The sequence below is a fragment of the Luteibacter sp. genome (genome assembly GCF_036499525.1).
Classification (GTDB): domain Bacteria; phylum Pseudomonadota; class Gammaproteobacteria; order Xanthomonadales; family Rhodanobacteraceae; genus Luteibacter.
The window spans coordinates 14,749-33,832 of the sequence record NZ_DASYDO010000067.1; the positions used below are offsets into that span (position 1 = coordinate 14,749).

A 19,084-nucleotide genomic window follows, 5' to 3' on the forward strand; every position below is an offset into this window, starting at 1 on the left:
CTGGCATGAACCGTGACGTCGTAGGCGGAACAGGCGATCATGGCGCCATGTCTTTCGTCTGTCGCCTCGTGCTTTTCGCGGTTGCGCTGGTGTGTTGGAGCGCGACTGCCAGCGCGACCGACCCGGAGCGCACGCTCGCGCAACTGCACCATGCCGCCCTTCGCGGGGACGACGGCGCGCCTGTGGGTGCCGGGTCCATGGCGCAGACCGAGGACGGCTGGCTATGGGTCAGCACGCGCACGGGCCTGTATCGCTACGACGGGTTTGCGTTCGAGAAAGTCTCGCTCCTGCCGCCCGGGAGCAGTGGCAGCGAATCCACCGGGACCATCTACGCCGCGCCGGGTGGCGATCTCTGGGTCAGTCGTGCGTATGGCGGCCTCGCTCGCCTGCGGCATGATGAGGTCACCCTGTACGGCACAGCGGACGGCCTGCCCGATAACGTAGCCCTCAACGAGTTCGGCAGCGACGGTGACGGCCATCTCTGGGCATCCGCCGACACGGGCCTCTACCGCTTCGATGGCACGCGCTGGAACAAGGTTTCCGCGGCCTGGGGCATCCAGGAAGCCGTGGACGAATTCCTCGAGGACGCGCGCGGAAACCTCTGGCTATCGACCAAGGACACGCTCTACCTGCTGAGCAAGGGCGCCACGCACTTCGAGGATTCCGGCATTCCGTACCCGAGGTCCGGGCACTTGATCAATCACCCGGACGGCAGCGTATGGCTCCGGACCGACAAGGGCATTCACCCCTTGCCGCGCGAATGGGGAAAACCGTTTCCGCATGCACCGCCGCGCCGCGCGAACAGCACCACCACCATTTTCGACCGCGACGGCAACCTGTGGAGCGTGGCCTGCGACGTGAACCTGTGCCGCATGCCTGGCAAGTACGTCGATGCGACGACCACCGGCGATGTCGAAGAACCGCACATGCAGAAGTACTCCGACGCCCTCGGCATGACCTCGCAAGCCACCATGAACCTCATGGAGGATCGCGAAGGCCATATGTGGGTGAGCACGAAGTCCGGCCTCGATGTCTTCCGCGACAGCTGGCTTTCGCGTGTGCGCTTTCCGAAGCTCGAGGTGTATTTCGCCTTGGTGGAAGATGGTGCCGGACGTACCTGGGCCGGCACCGCCTCACGTACTTCTTACCCGGACCAGTTCTGGCAGCTGACACCGGATCCCGTGCTGCTGCCCGGCTTCGAGGGTGCGGTGACTTCGGCGTACCGCGACACCGATGGTTCGGTATGGCTCGGCGGCAACGGAAAGCTCTGGCACATGCGCGACGGCAAGCCCCAGCCCGTGCCACTGCCCGGCGACGCAGCCGAGCAGCGCACGACCGTCCAGGCGATCGCCCGCGACGGTGCCGGGCGATTGTGGATCTCGTTGCGAAGTCGCGGCGTGTACATGCAGGCCGCCGAGGGCTGGTTGCCCGCATCCACCATTGCTGCGTTCCCTTCCCTCGCACCGTCCGTGATCCACGGCGATCCCACGGGGCGCGCATGGTTTGGTTACCTCGACGGTACGATCGCGATGCTCGACGGCAACGCGTTGCGCCGGTTCGGACCCGCCGACGGACTGGACGTGGGCCCCATTGCCTCCATCTCGACGATTGGCGGACGCCTCGTCGTCGGTGCCGAGCACGGCCTGTCGCTCTTCGACGCCGGTCGCTTCCGCACGCTGGCCGCGCAGCCACTGGACCGGTTCAACTCCGTCACCGGCATCGTGCAGAGCAAGGACGGATGCGTCTGGGCATACGGCGTGGCCGGCCTGATCCGCTTCAGCGCCGAGGCATGGAAGGAAGCGCTGGACCATCCCGCGGTACCGGTCGCCATACGCCTGCTGGGCATGGACGACGGCTTGCCCGGCCCCGCGCAACTCGTGCGTCCGTTGCCGACCGTGCTGGCCACGAGCGATGGCCGTCTCTGGTTCGCGGGGTCGCAAGGCCTGGCCTGGCTGGATCCGATGCGGGAGCCCCCGCCGCCCTCGCCACCGCCGGTGGCGATCCGATCGGTGACCTCGGGCAGCGCGGCATTCAAGCCGGGCGCCGTCGTGGACCTTCGCGACAACCGGAATCTGCATGTGGCTTACACGGCGCTGGCACCGGGCAAGTCACGCGGCCTGACGTTCCGCTATCGCCTGGAAGGTGTGGATGCCACATTCCAGGACGCGGGTGGGCGTCGCGAGGCGATGTATACCGATCTGGCGCCTGGCCGCTATATGTTCGTGGCGGAAGCATCCTACGACGGTCAGCGCTGGAGCCGCTCCGAACCGTTCACCGTGACGGTGGCGCCGCGCCTGTTCGAACGCAAGCCGTTCCAGATACTCCTCGCGCTCTGCATCATTGTGCTGGCATGGCTCGCCCACCGCTGGCGCGTTCGCCTCCTCACCCGGCGCCTGCGCTGGCGGCTGAACGAACGTCATCGCGAACGCGAACGCATCGCGCGCGAATTGCACGACACGCTGCTGCAAGGCGTGCAGGGGCTGATCCTGCGGTTCCAGGCCTTCGCCGACGGGCTCGCGAGAGACGATCGATCGCGTGTCGCTCTGGAGCGCACCATCGACCGCGCGGAGGCATTGCTGGTCGAGGGGCGCGACCGGGTGAAGGGCTTGCGTGGCCACGCGTCGGAGGAAGGTTCGCTCGAGCAGCGCATCGCCGCGCTCGTGGAAGAAATGGACCGGCCGGTCTATCTATCCGTGCAATCGGAGCACCGGCGTCGCGACGTGGATCCGGTGATCGTCGACGAACTGCACAGCATCGTGCGCGAGGCAGTGGTCAATGCCTCGCAGCACAGCCATGCGCGGTCGATCCGCATCACGGTGGAATACGGCCGCCGATCGTTGAGCCTATGCGTGCGCGACGACGGCGAGGGCTTCAAGACGGAAGCGGGCAAACCGCGGGACGACAACCACTTCGGCATCATGGGCATGCGCGAACGCGCGGCGCGCATGGGCGGAAAGCTCGACGTGGTGTCCACACCGCAGCGCGGGGTGGTGGTAAAAGTGAAGATCCCCGGCCGCGTGGCCTACACCCGGAAAGCGTAGGAGCGCGCCCTGCGCGCGACAGTTTTTAAGGCCGAGACTTAGAGCTGGCGCGCAACCTGAAGACTAGACGCGAAAAGCTGTCGCGCGCAGGGCGCGCTCCTACCTTACCGGTTGGGTCTGGAGGACTGGGGCGTCGCCGATCACGTCGGTGCCCTGCGGCGGCACGAAGGAGAAGGTTTCCGGCGGCAGGTCGGCATTGCGCTTCCAGCCGGCGAAGCTGATCTGCGTGGTGTTGCCGAGCTGGTCGCGGAACACCATGCGCGCAAGGCCATCGGCGTCGAAGCCGAGGTCGGCATACTCGAACTGCGGGTCCTTGCCGGTGGACGTAAGGCGCAGCCATTGCAGGCCGTCGCGTTCGCCCTGCTCCGTCACCTTGAAATCCTTGTCCAGCAGCGAGAGGTCGGTAAGCACCGTGAGCGGGCTCTGCGCTTCCTCGCTGCTCTGCTTACGCACCGTGACCTGTTCCAGGTCCGGGTCGTAAAGCCATACGCGGCTGCCGTCGGCCACGATGGTCTGCTTGTACGGCGCGGTGGTTTCCCAGCGGAACTGGCGCGGCGCCTGCAGCGCCATCGTGCCCGAACTGGTCTTGCCCGCGTCGCCGTTGGCATTGGACATCGTCTGGCTGAAGCGCCCGCTCAGCGAGTGCATGCCCTTGGCGAAGACATCGAGGCGCTCACGTGCCGTGCCGGCGGCGAAGGCAGGCAGGCTGAGCAAGGACAGCGTCGCGGCAAGCAGGAAATGTTTCATGATGCGGGGATCAATCCTTCGGGGGCGGCGGCGCGATTACTTCGCGGTTGCCGTTGTGCTGCGGTGCGCTGACGATGCCTTCTTGCTCCATCTGCTCGACGAGGCGGGCGGCACGGTTGTAGCCGATGCGCAGGTGGCGCTGTACGCCGGAGATGGAAGCGCGGCGCGTCTCGGTGACCACGCGCACGGCGCGGTCGTAAAGCGCGTTATCGCTGTCGCTGTCGCCGTCGGCATCCTGCGGCAGCCCGGAGTCGTTGATGATCTTGCCGTCGCCCGTGGACTGCACTTCCTCGAGCACGCCTTCGATGTAGTTCGGCGTGCCCTGCGCGCGCAGCCACTCCACGACGTTGTGCACCTCATGGTCGTCCACGAAGGCGCCGTGCACGCGTTCCGGCGTGGCCGTGCCCGGCGGCAGGTAGAGCATGTCGCCATGACCCAGCAGCGCTTCGGCGCCCGACTGGTCGAGGATGGTGCGCGAATCGATCTTCGAGGACACCTGGAAGGCGATGCGCGTGGGAATGTTGGCCTTGATGAGGCCGGTGATGACGTCCACCGACGGACGCTGCGTGGCGAGGATCAGATGCACGCCCGCGGCACGGGCCTTCTGCGCGAGACGCGCGATCAGCTCTTCCACCTTCTTGCCGACGATCATCATCATGTCGGCGAATTCGTCGATGATGATGACGATATGCGGAAGCGGTTGCAGCGGCTCGGCCACCATGCCCGGCATGTCCGGGTTGGCGCGGAACAGCGGATCGAGCAACGGCTGGCCGTTATTCTCGGCGTCCCTCACCTTCTTGTTGAAGCCGCCGAGGTTGCGCACGCCCACCGCCGCCATGAGCTTGTAGCGGCTCTCCATCTCGGCCACGCACCAGCGCAGCGCGTTGGCGGCTTCCTTCATGTCCGTGACCACCGGCGCCAGCAGATGCGGAATGCCCTCGTATACCGAGAGCTCCAGCATCTTCGGATCGATCATGATCATCCGGACGTCTTTGGGGCTGGACTTGTACAGCAGGCTCAGCACCATGGCGTTCACCGCCACGGACTTGCCCGAACCCGTGGTACCGGCCACGAGCAGATGCGGCATCTTCGCGAGGTCGGTGACCACGGCCTTGCCACCGATGTCCTTGCCCAAGGCAAGCGCCAGCGGCGACTTCACCTGGTCGTAGCGCTCGGAGCGCAGGATCTCGGACAGGTAGACGATCTGCTTCTTGGTGTTCGGGATTTCCAGGCCGATGACGTTCTTGCCGGGAATGACGTCCACCACGCGCACGCTGACCACAGAGAGGCCGCGCGCGATGTCCTTGTCCAGGCTGGACACCTGGCTGCCGCGCACGCCGGCGGCGGGTTCGAGTTCGAAGCGGGTAATGACCGGGCCCGGATAGACACCGACCACGCGCGCGTCGACGCGGAAATCCTTGAGCTTCAGCTCTACCTGGCGCGACAGCACCTCCAGGGTTTCCTCGGAATAACCCGGGCCCTGCGGCGGTGCTTCGTCGAGCAGTGACAGCGGCGGGATCTCGCCGTCCATCGAGGCGCCGGTGAACAGCGGGATCTGGTTCTCGCGCGTGGCGCGATCGCTCTTGACCACCATCGGCGTGGGGGTCTCGATGCGCACGGGCTCGCGCTTGGCCTGCTTGACCGCCTCGGCCTTCTTGACCACCTCGCGCTCGGCACGGGCGGAACGCGCCGCCATGACGTCGGGCGCGCGGCGCAGCTTGCCGCCGAACCAGCCGGCGATGCGCATGACGAGTTCGCCCGTGGCGTCCATCAGGCGGAACCAGGAAAGGCCGGTGGCGAGGGTGATGGCGATAAGGCACACCGCGAGCAGCAGCAGGGGCGCGCCCTTGTCGCCGAAGGCGTTATGCAGTCCGTGGCCCACCCACTTGCCGACAATGCCGCCGGGGCCTTCGGGCAACACCGCCGCGTCGACGTTGAGGTAAACCAGCGCCGGCGCGGTGATAAAGAAGAAAACGAAACCGATGAGCCGCAGCGACGGCTCCCAGGGCTGTACGTCGCGCTCGCCGCGCTGGCGGATCACCTGGATCCCCAGCGCGAGGAGCAACAACGGGAAGCCGTACGACACCAGGCCGAAGATGTACCTGAGCAGGTTGGCGATGTTCGCGCCGACCGCGCCACCGAAGTTGGTGGCATGGTCGGCAACGCCCATATGGCCCCAGCTCGGGTCCTGGTCGTTGTAGCTGAGCAGGCATACGAGGAGGTAAAGGGCAAGCGGCAACAGGAGCAGCGCCCCGGCTTCGCGCAGGCGGCGCTTGAGCTCTTCGCTCAAGCCCTCCCGCTGGGCCTTGACCTGCGCCTTGGCCTGCCTTTTCACGACTTTCGCGCTTCGCGCCACTAACGAACGACCTCGGTCCCGGTTTTCGGCATCATGCCATGGCCTGGAGGGCCGGGTGCACGATCTTGCCGTTCTCGATGTTGATGCCCGCGGCGAGCGGAGCGTAGTCGCGCCACTCGTTACCGGCCGCCAGGCGCTGCACGTACGGCAGGATCGCGGCGGAGATGGCGGTCGAGGAGGTCTGCGGCACGGCGCCCGGCATGTTGGTCACGCAGAAATGCGTCACGCCGTGAACGGTGTAGGTCGGCTCCTTCCAGGTGGTCGGGCGCGACGTCTCGAAGCAGCCGCCCTGGTCGATCGAGATGTCGACGAGCACCGAGCCCTTCTCCATCGTCTTGACCATGTCTTCGGTGACCACGCGCGGCGCCTTGGCGCTGGGGATCAGCACGGCACCGACGACGATGTCGGCGTTACGTACTTCCTCGGCCACCGACGACTCGTAGGCGTACAGGGCGGTGACGTTCGGGCCCAGGGCCATCATCTCGGCCATGCGGTCCGGACGCTTGTCGAACACCACCACGTTGGCGCCCGCCGAAGCGGCCAGCGCCGCGGCGTTGCCACCGGCCGCGCCGGCGCCCAGCACCACGACCTTGCCGCGCGGGGTGGAGGCCATGCCGCCCAGCAGCTTGCCCTTGCCGCCGTTGGGCTGGTGCAGGAGGGTGGTGCCGATCTGGGTGGCGATACGGCCGGCGATGACCGACATCGGCAGCAGGAGCGGCAGCGCGCCGTTCTCGTCGACGGACTCGAAGGCCACACCGGTCAGGCCGATGTCCAGCAGGCTCTTGGTGAGCGCCGGCTCGGCGGCCAGGTGCAGGTAGCAGAACAGCAGGTGGTGCTTCTTCAGCAGCTTGAGGTCGCCCTCGATCGGTTCCTTGACCTTGACGATCAGCTCGCCCTTCTCGTAGACGGCGGCGGCGTCGGCCACCACGGTCACGCCCAGGGAAGCGTAATCGGAGTCCGCGTAGCCGCTCTTGGTGCCGGCGCCGGCCTGGATGAACACCTCGTGGCCGCGGCGGACGAGGTCGGCGGCGGCGGCGGGAATGAGGGCCACGCGGCCTTCGAGGGTCTTTGTTTCGGAGGGAATACCGATGCGCATCTTATGGGAGGATCCTGAAAGTACAGAATAAAGCCGCTCCGTGGGGACGGGGCGACCGCCGTCTTTGAGGCGAATGTCTTGAATCGCACCCCCGTCTTCCCCATTCTTCCGGGTCGACAACGTCCGTACGACTGAATCACGCCGCAGTAAACTCAAGGATTATACATGAGCACCCCCAAGCACAGCCGTCTGCTGATCCTCGGCTCCGGTCCCGCCGGCTACACGGCGGCGGTGTACGCCGCGCGCGCCAACCTGAAGCCGACCTTGATCACCGGCCTGCAGCAGGGCGGACAGCTGATGACCACCACCGAGGTGGACAACTGGCCAGGCGACGAAAACGGGGTCCAGGGTCCGGACCTGATGCGCCGCATGGCCGAGCACGCCGAGCGCTTCGAGACGGAAATGGTGTTCGACCACATCCATAGCGTGGACTTGTCCAACCGCCCCTTCCGCCTGAAGGGCGACGGCGGCGAATACAGCGCCGACGCGCTGATCATCACCACCGGCGCCACGGCCAAGTACCTGGGCATCGCGTCCGAGGAGAAGTTCAAGGGCCGCGGCGTCTCCGCCTGCGCCACCTGCGACGGCTTCTTCTTCCGCGACCAGGACGTAGCCGTGGTCGGCGGCGGCAATACGGCCGTGGAAGAGGCCCTGTACCTGTCCAACATCGCCCGCAAGGTCTACCTCGTGCATCGCCGCGACAAGCTGCGCGCCGAGAAGATCATGCAGGACAAGCTGTTCGAAAAGGCCGAGGCCGGCAAGATCGAGCTTCTCTGGAACCACCATATCGACGAGGTGCTGGGCGACGACTCGGGCGTGAACGGTGTGCGCGTGAAGGACGTGAACACCGGCATCAAGCGCGACCTCGATGTGCAGGGTTTCTTCGTGGCAATCGGCCACACGCCTAACACCGGCATCTTCGAAGGCCAGCTCCAGATGAAGGATGGTTACATCCAGATCCAGTCCGGCCTGAGCGGCATGGCCACGGTCACCTCGGTACCGGGCGTGTTCGCCGCGGGCGACGTGGCGGACCACGTGTACCGCCAGGCCATCACCTCGGCGGGTTTCGGCTGCATGGCCGCGCTGGACGCCGAGCGCTGGCTCGACCAGCAGCACCTGCTCGCCTGACGGCATCGCCCCGCGGTCCGCGCGGGGCTCTCCCCGCATGAACGGAATACGCTTCCTCGAGAGCCTCGGCGGCATTCCAGCCGCCGACTGGGACGCCCTCGTGCCCGACGGCAACCCTTTCGTTTCCCACGCCTTCCTGCACGGCATGGAGGCGAAGGGCTGCCTGCGCGAGGACTATGGCTGGCAGCCCTACCACCTGGGCATCTTCGAGGACGGGCGGCTCGTCGCCGCCGCTCCCACCTACCTCAAGGGCAACTCGCACGGCGAGTTCGTCTTCGACTGGAGCTGGGCGGCCGCGTGGGAGCGCGCGGGCGGCGATTACTATCCCAAGCTGCTCGTCGCCTCGCCCTACTCGCCCGTTCCCGGGCCGCGCCTGCTGGTGCGCGAGGGCCTGGCAGCGGAGGTCATGCGCAACCGGCTTACGGCCGCCCTCGTCGACGAGGCCGACCGGCTGGGCCTCTCTTCCATCCATGCGAACTTCCTTCCCGAAACCGACCTGGATGCCTTCGACGATCGCTGGCTGGCCCGTTCCGATGTCCAGTTCCACTGGCACAACCGCGGTTATGCCGACTTCGCCGCGTTCCTCGCGGCGCTGACCTCGAAGAAGCGCAAGAACATCCGCCAGGAGCGGGCGCATGCGCAGGCGTCCGGCTTAACGCTCGAGATGCGCGGCGGCGACACGTTCTCGGATGCCGAGTGGCGGCAGATCCACGCGCTCTACGAACTTACCTTCGACATGAAGGGCAACCACGCAGCGATGACTGCGCGGTTCTTCCAGTACCTGGGACGCACGCTCGGACCGAATGTGCAGGTGGCGCTGGCGCGCGACTCGCACGACATCGTCGCGATGGCGCTGTTCCTGCGCGGTGGCGATACGCTTTACGGGCGCTACTGGGGCGCCAGCGTGGACGTGTCCGGCCTGCATTTCGAACTGTGCTATTACCGCGGCATCGACTACGCCATCCGCGAGGGGCTTGCCCGTTTCGAACCCGGCGCGCAGGGCGAACACAAGCTAGCCCGCGGCTTCCTGCCCGCGCTGACGCATTCGCGCCACTACATAGCCCATGAGGGCTTCCGCCGTGCCGTCGCCGATGCGCTGCGTCAGGAGGCCGCGCATCGCGAGGCCTATCGCGAAGAACTCATGGCCCACTCGCCTTACGCCGACCGATGATCCAGCTGCCGCAACTGCATCGCACGCGCTTTGGGCTGTTTCCAGACCCGGAATCCGCGCTGGTCGATCCGAACGGACTGCTGGCCTGGGGTGGCGACCTGTCGCCGGAGCGTTTGCTGGCGGCGTACAGCCAGGGCGTGTTTCCGTGGTTCAACGCGGACGAGCCGATCCTCTGGTGGTCGCCCGATCCCCGCTGTGTCTTTCGTACCGATGGCGTGCATGTCAGCCGGAGCCTGCGTAAGCAGTTGCGCGCGTCCGGCTGGCGCGTGACTGCCGACACCTCCTTCAACCGGGTGATGCGCGCTTGCGCTGCCCCGCGCAATGGCCAGCCGGGCACGTGGATCGGCGACGACATGATCGCCGCCTACGAGGAACTGCATCGGCGCGGCCACGCGCACAGCGTGGAAGTGTGGGATCGCGGCTCGCTGGTGGGCGGTATCTACGGCGTGGCCGTGGGCCGGCTGTTCTGCGGCGAGTCGATGTTCAGCGCGCGCTCCGGCGGTTCCAAGGCGGCGCTTGCCGCCTTGTGCGGGCTACTGCACGAATGGGGCTTTCCCTACCTCGACGCCCAGGTAACCAACGACCACCTGCTGAGCATGGGTGCGATAGAAATCCCGCGCCGCGAGTTCGTGGCGAAGGCCAGGCAGCTCGCGGCGATGCCGGGCGTTGTCGGCCCGTGGGTGAAATACCCCCTCGCCCTGCCCTGACTGTAGGAGCGCGCCTTGCGCGCGACATGTCCTGCCCTGACTGTAGGAGCGCGCCTTGCGCGCGACATGTGTTGAGGCCAAGCCCCGGAGCTGGCGCGTGAACCTGTGGACTGAGACGAAGAGCTGTCGCGCGCAGGGCGCGCTCCTACGTGTCAACGGGAGCGGTGGCCGCTCATTTCCGCGCCGGCGTTCCGCGGCAACAACGCGGACACCGGTGCCGCCACCAGCGAAATCAGGGTGATGACGATGAAGGCAACGCTGAAGTCCGGCAACTGTGCGCGTTCGTGCCCGTGCCACGCCACCGACGCATGCAGCGCCGCCGCGGCCACGCAGATGCCCAGCGACAGCATCAGCTGCTGGAAGGTCGAGTAGAAACTCGTGGCGCTGGAGAACCGCTCGCTCGGCACCTCCGCGTACGCCACGGTGTTGTACGCGCTGAATTGCAGCGACTGGAAGAAACCGCTGAGCAGAAGGATCGTGTAGATCGTCCACAACGGCCAGTCCGGACGGAACGCCGCGCACAGCGCGACGCAAACCACCGACAACACGCCGTTCCAGACCAGCGTGGCGCGGAATCCCCACATCCGCAGCACCGGCGTGGAGGTGGCCTTCATCACCATCGCGCCGAGCGCGGAGACGAAGGTGACCACGCCGCTGTGCGCGGCGGAAAGGCCAAAGCCCAGCTGCATCATCAGGGGCAGGAGGAACGGCATGCCCCCCGCGGTAATGCGCGTGAGCGAACCGGCCACCACCGACAGGCGGAACGTGGTGAAGCGCATCAGCGACAGGTCGAGGATGGGGTTCACCACCCGGCGCGCATGCCACACGTACAACGCGCCCACTGCGAGACCGCAGACGACAAGCCCGGTGGAAGCGAAGGCCGACGTTCCGCCATGGCTGGCCATCTCCAGGCCGAACACCAGGCAGGACAGCGAGGCGCCCGAGAGCACGAAACCCAGCGTGTCGAAGCGGACCTTGTCGGGCAGTCGTATGTCGGGGATATAACGCGAGGCCAGCCACATGCCGACCAGGCCGATCGGCACGTTGATGTAGAAGATCCAGCGCCACGAGGCCCAGGTGACGATGAAACCGCCGAGCGGCGGACCCACCACCGGTCCGATCAGCGCCGGCACCAGCAGCCAGGACATGGCGGAGACCAGTTCGGATTTCGGCACCGAGCGCAGCAGCACGAGCCGCCCCACCGGCACCATCATCGCGCCGCCGATACCTTGCAGCAGGCGCGACAACACCAGTAGCGGCAGGCTGCCGGAAATGCCACAGAGGACCGAACCCACGGTGAAGAGCGCGATCGCAGCCCGAAAAACGTTGCGCGAACCATAGCGATCGGCGATCGCGCCGCTGGCCGGGATGAATACGGCAAGGCTGAGCAGGTACGAAGTAAGCGCCACGCTCATGTTCAGCGGCGAGACGCCGAACGACTCCGACATCGCCGGCAGCGCCGTGGCCAGGATGGTGCCATCCAATTGTTCCATGAACATCGCGCTTGCGATGATCAGGGCAATGGTGCGGAAGCCTGGGGCGGAGTTCATCCGGGAACGGGCAACGGGGAGGCGCATAGTTTGCGCCTGCGCGGATCAAAGGTCGAGATGGCGCTCGCTACAAAACACTCGCTCGAGACCGGTGAACGGATCCTTGAAGCGAAGTTCGCGGGCCAGCAGGCACAGGGGTTCCGCGAAACCGGGGGTCTCGTCGCGGAGCTCCGGGTAGACCGCGTCGCCCAGGATCGGCGCGCCCAGCGAGGCCATGTGCACGCGCAACTGGTGCTTGCGTCCGGTCACCGGTTCGAGGCGGTAGCGCCAGTACCGCTCGCCGCGCTCGACGACGTCGATGCGCGTGCGCGAGTTCGGCATGCCCGGCACTTCGCGCATGCGGAAGAACGGCTCGCCACGCTCGAGGCGGCTTTCGTGGACGAAAGGGAAGTCACGCCCGGGCAGCGGTGGGGCCAGGGCTTCGTAGGTCTTCGCGATGACACGGTCGCGGAACAGGCGCGTATAGGCATCGCGACTGGAAGGCCGGGCCGAGAACACGACGAGCCCCGCCGTGGCCCGGTCCAGCCGGTGCAGTGCCACAAGGTCCGGGTTGCCCAGGCGCCGCACGAGGCGCACCGACAAGGTCTCTTCCACATGCCGCCCGGCGGGCATCACGGGCAGGAAATGTGGCTTGTCGGCCACTACAAGGTCGTCGTCGATGTGGACGATGGTTTCTTCGAAGGGGATGCGGGGTTCATCACGAACCTCACGGCGGTAGGTAACCACCGCACCGGGCCGGTAGGGTGCCAGCCGGTGTACCTCGACGCCATCTGCCGTGACGACGCCACGCGCCATGCGTTCGATCCAGACATCCCGGCCGACAGCCGGGAACCGCTCGCAGAGGAAGTCGAGCACGGAGGCCCATCCGCCGGGTGGGAGGACAATGCGGCTGACGGGAAGCGGCTGTTCCATGGCGCATTGTAAGAGCCCGGACCCGTAGGAGCGCGCCCTGCGCGTTTATGCCCGCGTCGGGTACGACATCTTTTCGCAGCAGTCACCGACCGGCGCGCCAGCTCCCAGTCTCGGCCTCAAAACATGTCGCGCGCAGGGCGCGCTCCTACGATGTTGTTTGCGGCATATACTCAACCCGATCGTCCCACCCCACACCCCGGAGCTTCCCCGTGATCGGCCGGTTCTTCAGGAAGTGGTTCGGCGTCCGTGCGAAGGCCGGCGTCACGCAGGAGCGCCTTGTCCCACCCGTGGCTGTGCCGGTCGTCGCGATCGACGACGAGGCGGCGCCCGGCGCCTTGCCCGCGGAAGATATCGAAGACCGGTTCTACCGCCTCGTCTTCGGCATCGGCCCCTCGCACGATCAGGGCATGACACCCGCCGAGCAGACCACGCTGCGACGCGTCCGCGATGCCTTCGGCGGCGAACGCTTCGACGTAGGGTCCCTGCCCCGCCTCCCGGCCGTGGTGCCGCAACTCATGCGCTCGCTCCGCAACGACGATACCGACAGCCGCGCGCTGGCCGAACAGATCGCGCGGGACGCGGTGCTGGTCGGCGAGGTTATCCGTGTCGCCAACAGCGCGTACTTCCGCACCGCCCGACCCGTGGCCAGCTTGCCGCAGGCCATCACCCTGCTCGGCCACGACGGCCTGCGACGCGTGGTGATGCAGATGGTGATGCGTCCGATCCTGCGCACCGACGACAGCGAGGCCGGGCGGCAGGCCGGCGAGCGGCTTTGGGAGCATGCCGAACGCTGTGCTCGCGCCTGCGTGTTCCTTGGCCGCGGCGTCTGCGATCCGTTCGAGGCCTTCCTCGCCGGTCTTGCCAGCCAGACCGGCGCGCAAGCGATCCTGCGCGAGGTGGAACGGGCGCCGGACTCTGCTGCGCTGGCATTCAGCCGTCTGTTCGTCGGGGCGCTCAGGCAACAGATCGAGCGCCTGTCGCTGCATGCGGCGCGGCATTGGAATTTCCCGTCGCGCGTGGTGCAGGCGCTGGCCGAGCGGGCCGATCCCGCCGACGCCGGTGCCCGCACGCCCCTGGGCCGCGCGCTCCTGGCCTCGAGCCGCATGGCAATGCTGGACGTGCTGGTGGAACGAGGCGCCGCCGACGCGGATGCGGTGCTGCTGGCGACCCCGGCGCAGGGCTTCAGCCAGGCGCGGCTGCTAGCCTGCCGCGATGACCTGCGCGCGACGGCCGTCGCAGAGGCATGAGCCCGATTCAGCGCCTGGCGGTCGTCACCGGGACGTCGGCCCAGAGCTTTTCGGCCAGTTCGTTTGCAGAAGCCTCAATCAACTTCGGCACCAACATGTCGAACCGCGGCGAGGTGGGATTGAACGGTGAGGTCTGGCGAAGGCGGTATGCCTTCGACACCACAGGCCCACGCGCGACGATCCGGCAGTTCACGGCGAGGTCCAGGTTCGCCACCGGCGGCGCGGTCTCGTCGTCCACCTTCGCCGACACCAGTACCTCGAGGTCGCGGCAGTTGATGATGAGGTCGGTGAAGTACCTCGGCTGCAGCGTGGTGCGCACGCGCGCCTGGACCACCGATGCGATATCCGGCGCCACTTGCACCTTGGCTTTCTCGTCCAGGCCGGTAACCGTCACCATGGAGCCCGTCTTGCCTTCCACCGTAAGCCACGGAGACGCCGGGCTGGCATCTACCATGCGGCTCATGTCGCTCTCGATCACCGTCTTGCCGCCGCAGCCGGACAGCGCCAGGACGGCGGCCACGGTCAGTACCTGCTTGATCACTTCATTCCCCCGGATTCCCCGAACACAATCGCCCAATGTACCGGGAGGGCGGGCGGGCCGGCAATCGTCACGTATGTGAAAAGCGTGTTCTGATCGACAGTCCGAGACGGTATCATTGCGGTCCACCCCGGCAGGTACCACAGATCGATGTTTTCGTCGCGAACGCCTTCGCCCCCCGGCACGGACGCACTCGCACGGCTCGGCTGGCACGACTTCGAGCACCTGCTCGCCGAACACTACCGTGACCAGGGCTGGCGGGTGGAATACCACTCGCCCCCGGCGTCGCTGAAGCAACTCGAAGGCGCCCTGGATCTCCGGCTCCATCGCGGCCATGAGACCGTCATCGTCCAGTGCAAGCACTGGGACGCGGCGGAAGTGCAGTTGCATGAAGTGAACGAACTCCTCGGCACCATGCTCAACGAAGCGGCCACGCGCGGCGTGCTGGTCACCCGGGGTCACTACAGTGCCGAGGCCCGCGCCGTGCCACGGCGCCAGCCGCGCCTGCAGCTGATCGACGGCGATGTACTGCGCGTGATGCTCAAGCTGCCGGATCACCTGGATACCTCGATTCCCGGCGTAGCCTTGCCCACTGTCGCGTCGCGCAAGGCCGGCAGGCAGCGCCGACGTTCGGACAGCACGGGTTCGCGCCTCGTGCCGCTGCTCCTCGTCACGATCATCGCCGTCCTGCTCGGCCTCTTCGTCTGGCACGCCATGTCCCGGCATACCGAACCCGTGGCCGAGCCTGCTCCTGACGACGCGGTCCATGTCATGCCGCCAGTCGCGGTACCGCCGCCCGTTACGCCGGCGTCCGCTGCGGTACCCGCTGCCGCTCCTGTGGCCACGTCCACGACGGAACCGTCGCTCTCGAAGGAACTGGCGGAGCGGGCGCGCTTGCGTGAGGCCACCGAGTCGAAGGCGCGTGATTCGCGCCGCCAGTCCGAAGACGCCATGAAGGTCATGGAGCACAACACGCGCGAAGTGGGCTCGTCCGACTGAAGCACCCCATTCGCGGGCGATTCTTTCACGCCACCCGGATACCGCCGGTCATACGCTGAAGGGCGACCCTGTCGGCTGGACTCCCACATGACCGAGACGCTCGCGCCCAACCTCCTTCGCCGCATGCACGCGTACTGGCGTGCCGCCAACTACCTCACCGTCGGACAGATCTACCTCCGCGACAACCCGCTGCTCAAGGAACCGCTGCGCAAGGAGCACATCAAGCACCGCCTGCTCGGCCACTGGGGCACGACAACGGGCCTTAACTTCATCTACACCCACCTCAACCGCGCGATCGTCGAACGCGACCTCGACATGATCTACATCGCGGGCCCCGGCCATGGCGGTCCCGGCCTCGTCGCGCACACCTACCTCGAAGGCTCGTACACCGAGATCTATCCTCACCTCGACCGAAGCGCCTCGGGTATGCGCGAATTGTTCCGCCAGTTCTCGTGGCCGTACGGCATTCCCAGCCACGTGGCGCCGGAAACGCCCGGCTCCATCCACGAAGGCGGCGAACTCGGTTATTCGCTGTCGCACGCGTTCGGCGCGGCCTTCGACAATCCCGAACTGGTCGTGGCGTGCATCGTGGGTGACGGCGAGGCAGAAACGGGTGCGCTCGCGACGGGGTGGCATTCGAACAAATTCCTCAATCCGGCACGCGACGGTGCCGTGCTGCCCATCCTCCACCTCAACGGCTTCAAGATCGCCAACCCCACCGTCCTTGCGCGCATCGAACCGGACGAATTGCGCGACCTCATGCGCGGTTACGGCTACGAGCCGCACTTCGTGGAAGGCCACGAATTCGAGCCGATGCACCAGGCCTTCGCTACTGCGCTCGATCATTGCCTGGACGAGATCGCGCGCATCCAGCAGGCAGCGCGTACCGGCAGCGCCGAAAATGCGAAGCGGCCGCGCTGGCCGATGATCGTGCTGCGCAGCCCCAAGGGCTGGACCGGCCCGAAGGAAGTCGACGGCAAGCCCGTGGAAGGTACATGGCGCGCACACCAGGTACCCATCGCTAAATTCGAAAACGACGGGCACCTGGCCATCCTCGAGCAGTGGATGAAGAGCTACGAGCCGGAAGAACTTTTCGCCGAGAACGGCCGCTTCCGCGAGGAGTTCGCGTCACTGGCGCCGAAGGGCCGCCGCCGCATGGGCATGAACCCGCACGCCAACGGCGGCCTGTTGCTGAAGCCTCTGCACATGCCGCATTACCGCGATTTTGCCGAGGACGTGAAAGCGCCGGGCGATCACAAGGCCGAGGCCACCCGTGTGCTCGGCCGGTTCCTGCGTGAGGTGATGCGCCGGAACATGGAGGCCTTCCGGCTGTTCGGCCCCGACGAGACAGCCTCCAACCGGCTCGAGGCGGTCTATGAGGCGAGTGGCAAGACGTGGCTGGCCAGGACGGAAGCCGTCGACGAGGACCTCTCGCCCGCCGGACGCGTGATGGAAGTGCTGAGCGAGCACCAGTGCCAGGGCTGGCTGGAGGGCTACCTGCTCACCGGTCGCCATGGCTTCTTCTCCTGCTACGAAGCCTTCATCCATATCATCGATTCGATGTTCAACCAGCACGCCAAGTGGCTGAAAGTAACTCGAAAGATGTCCTGGCGGCCGCCCATCGCCTCACTCAATTACCTGTTGAGCTCCCACGTGTGGCACCAGGACCACAACGGCTTCTCGCATCAGGATCCGGGCTTCATCGACCACGTGGCCAACAAGAAGTCGGAGATCGTGTGCATCTACCTGCCACCGGACGCGAACTGCCTGCTCTCGGTAGCCGACCATTGCCTGCGCAGCAGGCACTACGTGAACGTGATCGTCGCCGGCAAACAGCCGGACTGGCAGTGGCTGGACATGGAAAGCGCCATGCGCCATTGCGCGGCCGGCGCCGGTATCTGGGAATGGGCGGGCCGTGGCGGCGACGACCCCGACGTGGTGATGGCCTGCGCCGGCGACGCGCCCACGGTTGAAGTACTGGCAGCGGTGATGCTCCTGCGCGAATACGTGCCGGACATTCGTATTCGCGTCGTCAACGTGGTGGACCTCATGACACTGGAGCCGCCGGAAGAACACCCGCACGGCATGGACGACGATCGCTTCGACGACCTGTTCACCAGGGATCGCCCGGTGATCTTTGCCTTCCACGGCTACCCGGGCATCGTTCATAAGCTCACTTACCGTCGCCGCAACCACGACAACATCCATGTACGCGGCTACAAGGAAGAAGGCACCACCACGACGGCGTTGGACATGATGGTGCTGAACAACATGGATCGCTTCCAACTGGCGCTAGACGCGATCAACCGCATTCCGCGTCTCGCGGACCAGCGCGAGAAAGCGGCACAGCGTTACTGGGCCGACATCGAACGGCACAAGCTGTACGTGAGCGAGCACGGGCAGGACCTGCCGGATATTCGCAACTGGCAATGGAAGGCCGGGGAAGCCGCATGAGTCCCACTGCCCGTGGCGCGGCGGTCGCTGATTGGGGGCGGCGTATGACCGCGCCCGGACATGTCCTCGCACTCAACGCCGGGTCGTCGTCGTTGAAGTACGGCCTGTACCGCGTGACAGACAATGTCTGCGAGGAGTTACTGGCCGCGCAAGCCGATGCCGCCAGTGCCGCCGCCGATCCGATCGCGACGGTCGTGGACGCCCTCCACAAGCGATCGTTGCCGAGACCCGACGCCGTCGGCCACCGCATCGTCCATGGCGGACCGAGAATCCGGGCGCACGCGCGGATCGACGATGCGTTGATGGCACACCTGGAGGAAGCGAAGGCATTCGCGCCCTTGCATGTACCGATCGCCGTCGCGATGGTGAAACGCGCGCAGGAAGCGTTCCCCGATGTTCCGCAGGTCGCCTGTTTCGACACGGCTTTCCACGCCACCTTGCCGGCAGTGGCAAAGACATTGCCCCTTCCGGCGGACCTGCGCGAGGGCGGCATCGAGCGTTATGGCTTCCATGGCCTGTCCTACGAATCGATCGTGCGGCAGCTGGGCGATGCGATACCGGAGCGCGTCGTCGTCGCGCACCTTGGCAACGGCGCCAGTTTGTGCGCAGTGCATCGCGGCAAATCCGTGGATACGACGATGGGGCTGACGCCGACCGGCGGCATCGTCATGGGCACGCGGCCGGGCGACCTGGATCCCGGTGTGCTGCTGTACCTGATGCGCGAGCGCGGTTACGACGCGAAGCGGCTCGAGGTGCTGGTGGATCGCGAGTCCGGGTTGAAGGGCCTCTCGGGCGGAACCAGCGACATGCGCAAGCTGCATACGATGGGGAACGAGGCCTCTCGCCTGGCGCAGGACGTGTTCGTGCATGTGGCGCGGAAGCATGTGGCCGCGATGGCGGCCTCGCTGGGCGGCATCGACCTGCTGGTGTTCACCGGCGGCATCGGTGAGAACGATGCGGTGACGCGGAACGCGATCGTCGATGGATTGCGCTGGATGGGATCGTTCGAGGTACGCGTGATCCCCACCGAAGAAGACGCACAGATCGCGAGGCACACCTGGCGCCTGGCATCTCATTGACCACTGTAGGAGCGCGCCCTGCGCGCGACAGCATTTCGCGATCACGTGGCAGGACCTGT

14 protein-coding genes are annotated in these 19,084 nt (G+C 66.5%); 8 read left to right on the top strand and 6 right to left on the bottom strand.

Annotation, left to right across the window (positions count from 1 at the left end; all coding sequences use genetic code 11):
* The first annotated feature begins 47 nt into the window (after positions 1–47).
* Positions 48–3,041 (top strand): sensor histidine kinase, encoded by a 2,994-nt coding sequence (locus VGM71_RS13270; protein ID WP_331545891.1) that lies wholly within the window; start codon positions 48–50, stop codon positions 3,039–3,041.
* Between the two features lie 99 nt (positions 3,042–3,140).
* Here VGM71_RS13270 and lolA read toward each other — a convergent pair whose 3' ends face one another.
* Genes lolA through ald form a run of 3 tightly spaced genes read right to left on the bottom strand, consistent with a single transcriptional unit; the run spans position 3,141 to position 7,240 of the window.
* Positions 3,141–3,788 (bottom strand): outer membrane lipoprotein chaperone LolA, encoded by a 648-nt coding sequence (gene lolA, locus VGM71_RS13275; protein ID WP_331545893.1) that lies wholly within the window; start codon positions 3,786–3,788, stop codon positions 3,141–3,143.
* 10 nt (positions 3,789–3,798) lie between these two features.
* Positions 3,799–6,144 (bottom strand): DNA translocase FtsK, encoded by a 2,346-nt coding sequence (locus VGM71_RS13280; RefSeq protein ID WP_414675132.1) that lies wholly within the window; start codon positions 6,142–6,144, stop codon positions 3,799–3,801.
* A gap of 31 nt (positions 6,145–6,175) precedes the next feature.
* Positions 6,176–7,240 (bottom strand): alanine dehydrogenase, encoded by a 1,065-nt coding sequence (gene ald, locus VGM71_RS13285; RefSeq protein WP_331545895.1) that lies wholly within the window; start codon positions 7,238–7,240, stop codon positions 6,176–6,178.
* Between the two features lie 165 nt (positions 7,241–7,405).
* On the opposite strand from ald, the gene trxB reads away from it, so the two are divergent.
* Genes trxB through aat form a run of 3 tightly spaced genes read left to right on the top strand, consistent with a single transcriptional unit; the run spans position 7,406 to position 10,246 of the window.
* Positions 7,406–8,368 carry a thioredoxin-disulfide reductase gene (gene trxB / locus VGM71_RS13290; protein ID WP_331545897.1) on the top strand — a complete coding sequence of 321 codons (963 nt, stop codon included), beginning with the start codon at positions 7,406–7,408 and terminating at the stop codon, positions 8,366–8,368.
* A gap of 37 nt (positions 8,369–8,405) precedes the next feature.
* Positions 8,406–9,539: a GNAT family N-acetyltransferase gene (locus tag VGM71_RS13295; RefSeq protein WP_331545899.1), complete on the top strand. Its 1,134-nt coding sequence runs from the start codon at positions 8,406–8,408 to the stop codon at positions 9,537–9,539.
* Positions 9,536–10,246: a leucyl/phenylalanyl-tRNA--protein transferase gene (gene aat / locus VGM71_RS13300; RefSeq protein ID WP_331545901.1), complete on the top strand. Its 711-nt coding sequence runs from the start codon at positions 9,536–9,538 to the stop codon at positions 10,244–10,246. The genes VGM71_RS13295 and aat overlap by 4 nt, the downstream gene beginning before the upstream one ends.
* Positions 10,247–10,398: 152 nt before the next feature.
* Here the strand turns inward: aat and VGM71_RS13305 are convergent, their stop codons facing one another.
* Positions 10,399–11,796, bottom strand: a complete 1,398-nt coding sequence (locus VGM71_RS13305) for an MFS transporter (RefSeq protein ID WP_331545903.1) — start codon at positions 11,794–11,796, stop codon at positions 10,399–10,401.
* A gap of 45 nt (positions 11,797–11,841) precedes the next feature.
* On the bottom strand, positions 11,842–12,708 hold the full coding sequence (locus tag VGM71_RS13310; protein WP_331545905.1) for a pseudouridine synthase: 867 nt from the start codon (positions 12,706–12,708) through the stop codon (positions 11,842–11,844).
* Positions 12,709–12,917: 209 nt separating this feature from the next.
* Between VGM71_RS13310 and VGM71_RS13315 the strand changes: the two genes are divergently transcribed.
* Positions 12,918–13,955: an HDOD domain-containing protein gene (locus VGM71_RS13315; protein ID WP_331545907.1), complete on the top strand. Its 1,038-nt coding sequence runs from the start codon at positions 12,918–12,920 to the stop codon at positions 13,953–13,955.
* A gap of 7 nt (positions 13,956–13,962) precedes the next feature.
* Here the strand turns inward: VGM71_RS13315 and VGM71_RS13320 are convergent, their stop codons facing one another.
* The gene (locus VGM71_RS13320) at positions 13,963–14,496 is read right to left on the bottom strand and encodes a hypothetical protein (RefSeq protein ID WP_331545909.1); all 534 of its coding nucleotides are present in this window, start codon (positions 14,494–14,496) and stop codon (positions 13,963–13,965) included.
* A 147-nt stretch (positions 14,497–14,643) separates the two neighbouring features.
* Here VGM71_RS13320 and VGM71_RS13325 point away from each other — a divergent pair, with 147 nt between their 5' ends.
* From VGM71_RS13325 to VGM71_RS13335, 3 genes are all read left to right on the top strand, one after another.
* Positions 14,644–15,492, top strand: a complete 849-nt coding sequence (locus tag VGM71_RS13325; protein WP_331545911.1) for a restriction endonuclease — start codon at positions 14,644–14,646, stop codon at positions 15,490–15,492.
* Positions 15,493–15,579: 87 nt separating this feature from the next.
* On the top strand, positions 15,580–17,946 hold the full coding sequence (locus VGM71_RS13330; protein ID WP_331545912.1) for a phosphoketolase family protein: 2,367 nt from the start codon (positions 15,580–15,582) through the stop codon (positions 17,944–17,946).
* A complete protein-coding gene (locus VGM71_RS13335; protein ID WP_331545914.1) occupies positions 17,943–19,025 on the top strand; it encodes an acetate/propionate family kinase in 1,083 nt (360 codons plus the stop codon). The genes VGM71_RS13330 and VGM71_RS13335 overlap by 4 nt, the downstream gene beginning before the upstream one ends.
* Positions 19,026–19,084: the final 59 nt, after the last annotated feature.

What these genes read in the sequence shown, in the direction of transcription:
- VGM71_RS13270 (WP_331545891.1), top strand. Translation starts at nt 48, where the DNA reads ATGTCTTTCGTCTGTCGCCTCGTGCTTTTCGCGGTTGCGCTGGTGTGT.
- lolA (WP_331545893.1), bottom strand. Translation starts at nt 3,788, where the DNA reads ATGAAACATTTCCTGCTTGCCGCGACGCTGTCCTTGCTCAGCCTGCCT.
- ald (WP_331545895.1), bottom strand. Translation starts at nt 7,240, where the DNA reads ATGCGCATCGGTATTCCCTCCGAAACAAAGACCCTCGAAGGCCGCGTG.
- trxB (WP_331545897.1), top strand. Translation starts at nt 7,406, where the DNA reads ATGAGCACCCCCAAGCACAGCCGTCTGCTGATCCTCGGCTCCGGTCCC.
- VGM71_RS13295 (WP_331545899.1), top strand. Translation starts at nt 8,406, where the DNA reads ATGAACGGAATACGCTTCCTCGAGAGCCTCGGCGGCATTCCAGCCGCC.
- aat (WP_331545901.1), top strand. Translation starts at nt 9,536, where the DNA reads ATGATCCAGCTGCCGCAACTGCATCGCACGCGCTTTGGGCTGTTTCCA.
- VGM71_RS13305 (WP_331545903.1), bottom strand. Translation starts at nt 11,796, where the DNA reads ATGAACTCCGCCCCAGGCTTCCGCACCATTGCCCTGATCATCGCAAGC.
- VGM71_RS13310 (WP_331545905.1), bottom strand. Translation starts at nt 12,708, where the DNA reads ATGGAACAGCCGCTTCCCGTCAGCCGCATTGTCCTCCCACCCGGCGGA.
- VGM71_RS13325 (WP_331545911.1), top strand. Translation starts at nt 14,644, where the DNA reads ATGTTTTCGTCGCGAACGCCTTCGCCCCCCGGCACGGACGCACTCGCA.
- VGM71_RS13330 (WP_331545912.1), top strand. Translation starts at nt 15,580, where the DNA reads ATGACCGAGACGCTCGCGCCCAACCTCCTTCGCCGCATGCACGCGTAC.
- VGM71_RS13335 (WP_331545914.1), top strand. Translation starts at nt 17,943, where the DNA reads ATGAGTCCCACTGCCCGTGGCGCGGCGGTCGCTGATTGGGGGCGGCGT.